At 31.5% G+C, this 5,555-nt stretch carries 8 protein-coding genes and 1 pseudogene; 5 read left to right on the forward strand and 4 right to left on the reverse strand.

The features are described from left to right. Positions 1-388: pseudogene (locus FWJ34_RS17710) on the forward strand (calcium-binding protein); the annotation flags it as partial. Between the two features lie 99 nt (positions 389-487). After that, the gene (locus tag FWJ34_RS17715) at positions 488-1,003 is read left to right on the forward strand and encodes a DUF1499 domain-containing protein (RefSeq protein ID WP_308256664.1); all 516 of its coding nucleotides are present in this window, start codon (positions 488-490) and stop codon (positions 1,001-1,003) included. An 87-nt stretch (positions 1,004-1,090) separates the two neighbouring features. Here the strand turns inward: FWJ34_RS17715 and FWJ34_RS17720 are convergent, their stop codons facing one another. The 4 genes from FWJ34_RS17720 to pipX are packed head-to-tail and all read right to left on the reverse strand — an operon-like array spanning position 1,091 to position 3,982. Then, entirely contained in the window at positions 1,091-2,350 is a 1,260-nt protein-coding gene (locus FWJ34_RS17720) for an O-antigen ligase family protein (protein ID WP_308256666.1), read from the reverse strand. Between the two features lie 31 nt (positions 2,351-2,381). Beyond that, a complete protein-coding gene (locus FWJ34_RS17725; protein WP_308256667.1) occupies positions 2,382-2,978 on the reverse strand; it encodes a DDE-type integrase/transposase/recombinase in 597 nt (198 codons plus the stop codon). 54 nt (positions 2,979-3,032) lie between these two features. After that, positions 3,033-3,716, reverse strand: a complete 684-nt coding sequence (locus FWJ34_RS17730; RefSeq protein ID WP_308256668.1) for a YggS family pyridoxal phosphate-dependent enzyme — start codon at positions 3,714-3,716, stop codon at positions 3,033-3,035. Then, complete coding sequence (gene pipX, locus FWJ34_RS17735) at positions 3,713-3,982, reverse strand: transcriptional coactivator PipX (RefSeq protein WP_308256669.1); 270 nt, start codon at positions 3,980-3,982, stop codon at positions 3,713-3,715. Before pipX ends, FWJ34_RS17730 begins: the two co-directional genes overlap by 4 nt. Positions 3,983-4,175: 193 nt before the next feature. On the opposite strand from pipX, the gene FWJ34_RS17740 reads away from it, so the two are divergent. The 3 genes from FWJ34_RS17740 to FWJ34_RS17750 all read left to right on the forward strand — a co-directional run. Then, positions 4,176-4,310 (forward strand): hypothetical protein, encoded by a 135-nt coding sequence (locus FWJ34_RS17740; protein WP_308256670.1) that lies wholly within the window; start codon positions 4,176-4,178, stop codon positions 4,308-4,310. 39 nt (positions 4,311-4,349) lie between these two features. Next, complete coding sequence (gene aroQ / locus FWJ34_RS17745) at positions 4,350-4,805, forward strand: type II 3-dehydroquinate dehydratase (protein WP_308256671.1); 456 nt, start codon at positions 4,350-4,352, stop codon at positions 4,803-4,805. A 434-nt stretch (positions 4,806-5,239) separates the two neighbouring features. Beyond that, the coding region (locus FWJ34_RS17750; RefSeq protein ID WP_308256672.1) for a class I tRNA ligase family protein at positions 5,240-5,555 on the forward strand (316 nt) is incomplete at its 3' end.

The raw sequence follows: 5,555 nt of genomic DNA on the forward strand, positions 1-5,555 counted from the left end.
TAATAACTTGATTCAGGGTAATGGTGGCAATAATCTTCTCAACGGTGATTCAGGGAATGATACTCTCACGGGCGGCACGGGTAATGACTTTTTCCACTTTGATTCACCACTAGAAGGAATCGATCAAATTACGGATTTTTCCGTCACGGATGATACGATTTTAGTTAGTCATATCGGTTTTGGCGGTGATTTATCAATAGATACATTACCTAGTAACCAGTTTACCATTGGTTCATCGGCTACAACTTCCGCTCATCGTTTCTTCTACAATTCCACTAATGGTGGCTTATTCTTTGATGTTGACAGTAACGGTGCCACAGCGGCGGTGCAATTTGCTACTTTAAATACTGATTTAGTTTTAACGAGTGCCGATATTGTCGTAATTTAACTTTGTTAGTTTGCTTTTGAGGGCTTAAAGGGACGAAAGCCATTACTACAATTCTGTTCAATGATCATTCTTTTATCCAACTTAATTTAATTATTATCTATGATGATGTTATCTATTTTTGCAATTTTTAGCATATTTATCATTACTTTTTCGTCATTCATTTTACCGTTTTCTTTTCCTTTTTCACCTCCTTTACCTGTTTTAGGGGCAATTTTTCATTTTGAAGGTAAGATACCAACTAATTTAGGTGTAACGGATGGAAAACTTTTTAATTGTCCTTCAACTCCTAATTGTGTTATCAGTCAAGAAGCCGATAATATTCATTATATCCCACCTTTAAATTATAACGGCGATCGTCTTCAAGCATATAATAGTTTGCTCAAAATTTTATCGGTAGTACCAAACACAAAAATTATTGAACAAAAAGAAGATTATATTCATACAGAATCTCGCAGTAAAATTATGGGTTTTGTTGATGATGCGGAGTTTTATTTTCCTTTAAATAAAAATGTAATACAATGGCGTTCTGCTTCTCGTTTAGGGGAGTCGGATTTAGGGGTAAATCGTCGTCGTTTAGAGCAAATTCGCCTTGCTTTTGAAGATTTTAACGCCTAAAAAAGTCATTAGGAATAAGGAATGGGGAATTGGCAAGAGTTTATCTCAATTATAAAGACTTTTCCTTACCTTCACTAAAACATTTTTTCAGCAACCCCTATTTATATTTTCACTTACGCCAGAAATTGTGGCTAAAATTATCCAGCCTAAAAGATTTAATCTTAAATCAAAAATACTTATATCAAATAAATTAAAGAGAATAAAACTGCTAAAAACCACTAAATAACTAAAGAGAATAATTCCCTCAGATTTTTGAAATTTTAAGGTTTTTAATGCAAAAATTCCCCTCCATAAAATTCTGCCGATAATAAACATTATTGTACCTAAAGTTATTAATCCTGTTTCTGTCGCAAACATTAAAAATAAATTGTGAGGATGCCCTAAATAAAGAGATGTTTTTTCTTCGTATAAAATCGTAAAATTTCTTAAACCCCATCCAAAAAAAGGACGTTCTGTAATTAAATCCAAACAAAAATGCCACTGACTTGTTCTTAAAGTGGCTAAAGGGCGATCAGGGTACATTTGATCTGATAATCGTTGCCATAAAAAACTAGGCACTATTTTTCGTAACCAATTTTGTCCGGGTAAATTACCAAATGAAGCCCAACCTATTGCAACCCCCCCAAAGGTTAATAGTTGTAAAATTAAATACCAATTTAGATAAATGGCAAAAGCAATAAAACTAAAAAAAGTTATAATCCAACCATTGCGAGAACTTGTTAAAATTAGTCCAAATAGATTAAGAATAACCGTCAAAAGTAGCAATAAATTTATTTTACCATTTTGGTTGTTTCCCCAACGATAAATAATTAAACTAATGGTAAAAATTAAAGCAGTAGTTAAGTATAAAGTTAAAGGATTTGCATGGGGAAAAACAGACGACATTCTTCCTTGAGGCATTCCATAAGCTGTTAATTGCCATCCTAAAAGTTTATAAATAATCTCAGGAGTTGCCCAACCAAATTTAACCTCCCCTATTCCTAATAAAACTATAGGAATTGAATTAAAAATAATTGGTAAAATAATAAAAAATAAATGATCATACTTAGTAAATAAAGTTCTTAAACCTAAAAACATCAAGAAAAAAGGCACAAAATGGATTAATCCTAACAATGATTCCCCAGATTTATAAGCAAAAATAGAAGCTATTATCATCAGACAGGTTAAACCCAAAAAACTATAACTAAGAGGATTATGAATAATATTTTTATAGTTATTTAACCATGATTTACAAATTAGATAAAATAGAATAATAACCGCTAAAAAACTTTGAAAAGGTAATATTAAAATACTTAAAGATAAAAGTTGTAAGTTAATCTGTTCATTATTATCAGTTTTTAATACCATTATATTTTTCTCAATATTAATTATTAATATTTTATGCCATATCCCAATAGAAAGATTGAATGTCAGAAAAAGAAGTCTTATTTAACTTAGGATTATGGTTTTTTTCTGTATATTTTACCATTTGATCAAATACGAACATTCCTACTAGAGAAAGTATAACAATACTAACTAAACTTCCGATCCAATTATTATTTTTTAAATTATTTTTTGCTCTTTTTGATAAAACTTTACTAGGAGTAATTTCCGTATTTGTAGAAATAGTTTGTTCAAAAAAATTCTTGGCTTTTTCTTTATTTCTAGTACCAGTAATCATAAAATCTAAAGTGTTGCCTTGGGCATCTACCGCTCTATACAAAAATTTACTTCTTCCTTTTAATTTAAACGGTATTTGTACCACTCTCCAGCCTTTTTTCCGCCTTTTTTCTGTTTCCCGAAATCTTTTCATGGCTCTCGGAGTATATTCTTGTACTAGGGAATTAATGGTACGAGGATCAATTTTAAACCCCCTTTGTTGCATCACCATTTTTAATTGAGAGTAGCTTAATCTTTCTGTTACATACCATTGAATACAAAGTAAAATAATCTCTTCTCTAATGTGTTCCCAAGTATTATGATTATTACTCCTCATGTTCTGTTTACCTCTTAATTCTTAAATTGATTAGCTATCATCCATAACTTAAATTTAGCGATCGCCAAAAATAATTGTACCTAAACGAATCATCGTTGCACCAGCTTCCATTGCCAAAAGATAATCCCCAGACATTCCCATAGATAATTGATCAAAATCTGAGGAAAAATAATTATCTTGACGTAAATGTAAGGCTAAATTTGTTACTTCTTGAAAAGCTGAGAAAACTTCTGCCGAAGTTAAACCTAAAGGTAAAATCGTCATTAAACCCCGAAAATGCAAAAATGTCAACTTTTGTAAACTAGATAAATCTTGATATAAATGATCAATATTCCAGCCATATTTATTTTGATCAGGTAAAATTTTTACTTGTAAACAAACTTGAGGTAAAGTAGTAATAATACCATCTTTTAAGGCTTGTTGACTAAAAAAATCTAACTTTTGAGCTAGTTTTAAACTATCTACAGAATGAATCCAAAGAAAAGATTCAACCGCTTTTTTTGCTTTATTGGTTTGTAAATGCCCGATAAAATGCCAACAAATATCACTAAAATCTCGTAATTCGTTTTGTTTATTAATAGCTTCTTGTAATTTATTTTCAGCAAAATCCCTTACTCCTACCTCATAAACTGCCTTCATCATTTCCACAGAGACAGTTTTTGTGACGGCGATTAAACGCACATGAGAAGGAATAGTTTTTTGAATTTGCTGTAAATTATTAACTATAGGATTACTCATTGAAATGTACGTTGATAAAGTTCATTCACTTGTTTATAGGCTTCCCATTCTCCGTTACTCCTAAGAAGGCGTAATTTTGTTTCTACTAAGATACGAGCTTCTGTACGACTCAAAGGCTCAAAAATAGTTTCTGTAGGTTGAATTATGACTTTAAAGAAAAGACGTTGTGCATATAGTGTCGTAAATAACTCCTCATTTTTTTCGATGATACATAAACGATAAAGAAGACCAAAATTTGGATGATTTATATAAATTTCTGTACTCATTAAACTTAGGAATAATGCTAATATTTCGGCTTTAGCATAGACGATAGTTGATTGTATCGTTTATTCTGCAATAATTCCATGTTTGAAAAATAAATTATTTAAAAAATTAAGAAAATTAACGGTTGCATTTACAAAAAGTAAAGGTTATGATGGTCTTAGATATAAAAAAGTTTTATAGGAGTCTTCTTTATTAATGGATCAGATAGAGAAAGTGATTGAAAAACTAAAAGAGTGGACTCAAAAATTAATTGAGGCTTTACTAGGACCACAATCAGAACCTGAACCCGAATTAATTCCTATTCCAGTAAGGGATCGTGGTAGATATTAAACCAGTTTTAACATTGATTTGAATAAAGAATCTTAATCCTTGTCAAAATTTAACATTTTAGTCTTAAACGGACATAATCTTAATCTCTTGGGTAAAAGAGAGCCTAATATTTATGGGCATCTAACCCTTGAGCATATTAATACAATTTTAAACCAAGAAGCCAGTAACTTAAATGTTACCTTATCTTGCTTACAGTCTAATCATGAAGGTGTCTTAGTTGATTATATTCATCAAGCATTGAATCATCATCAAGGCATCCTCATCAATGCTGGTGCTTATACTCATACAAGTATCGCTATTCGGGATGCTTTATCCGCAGTGGCTATCCCCGTAGTAGAAGTGCATTTGAGTAATATTTATAAACGAGAAGATTTTCGTCATCATTCATATATAGCAGCCATCGCCCTAGGACAAATTAGCGGTTTTGGTGTGGAAAGTTATCGGTTAGGTTTACAAGCCTTAGTTAATCATTTACAGCAGGAATTGATCAGGTGAACTATATATATCAGCTAAAAATTTAGATTCTGATTATCGTTAAATTATATTCTGTCCTTTTATCTTCCGTGCAAGGTTGTTTTTATCCTATGACAAGTTTCTGACTTTATGATAAGATGAAACGTTTTATTTATTGATTTGAATTGATCCAACATCGAAACTTTTGATTCGGTGTCGTGCTTACGGTGTAACCTAATTTCAATCTAAAATCTTTGGTAAAGATGAGAAAACCTTACAAAACGAGTTCGGTTGAGTATGTTACAATGGTTGCTTAAAAGACAATTTTTCTGGTGTAACATTTCTCTAGTCACCTAGTCCCTTAGTCACACTAGTCTCTCTTGCCTTCATCAGTTTTCTTCGGTTAACCTAAATATATGTAGGGCTTTTCAACATTAAGCTAAATTAAATAATTATTAAAAATTAAAAAATATTTTATGCAATCTCCCTATCAACCTACTGATATAGAATCAAAATGGCAAAAACAATGGTCAAATAGTGGACTATATAATACAGAACAAGATCTCGAAAAACCCAAATTTTACGCCCTTTCTATGTTTCCTTATCCTTCCGGAAAATTACACATGGGTCATGTTCGCAACTATGTTATCACTGATGTCATTGCTCGTTGTAAAAGAATGCAAGGCCATCGAGTATTACATCCGATGGGGTGGGATGCCTTCGGTTTACCTGCTGAAAATGCCGCAATGTATAGGGGAATTCCCCCAGCTAAGTGGACTTTTGAAAATATCG

The organism is Geminocystis sp. GBBB08 (genome assembly GCF_016743215.1).
GTDB lineage: Bacteria > Cyanobacteriota > Cyanobacteriia > Cyanobacteriales > Cyanobacteriaceae > Geminocystis.

Bases quoted from the DNA above. Each gene is read 5' to 3' on its own strand.
- FWJ34_RS17715 (WP_308256664.1), top strand. From the start codon at position 488: ATGATGATGTTATCTATTTTTGCAATTTTTAGCATATTTATCATTACT.
- FWJ34_RS17720 (WP_308256666.1), bottom strand. From the start codon at position 2,350: ATGGTATTAAAAACTGATAATAATGAACAGATTAACTTACAACTTTTA.
- FWJ34_RS17725 (WP_308256667.1), bottom strand. From the start codon at position 2,978: ATGAGGAGTAATAATCATAATACTTGGGAACACATTAGAGAAGAGATT.
- FWJ34_RS17730 (WP_308256668.1), bottom strand. From the start codon at position 3,716: ATGAGTAATCCTATAGTTAATAATTTACAGCAAATTCAAAAAACTATT.
- pipX (WP_308256669.1), bottom strand. From the start codon at position 3,982: ATGAGTACAGAAATTTATATAAATCATCCAAATTTTGGTCTTCTTTAT.
- FWJ34_RS17740 (WP_308256670.1), top strand. From the start codon at position 4,176: ATGGATCAGATAGAGAAAGTGATTGAAAAACTAAAAGAGTGGACTCAA.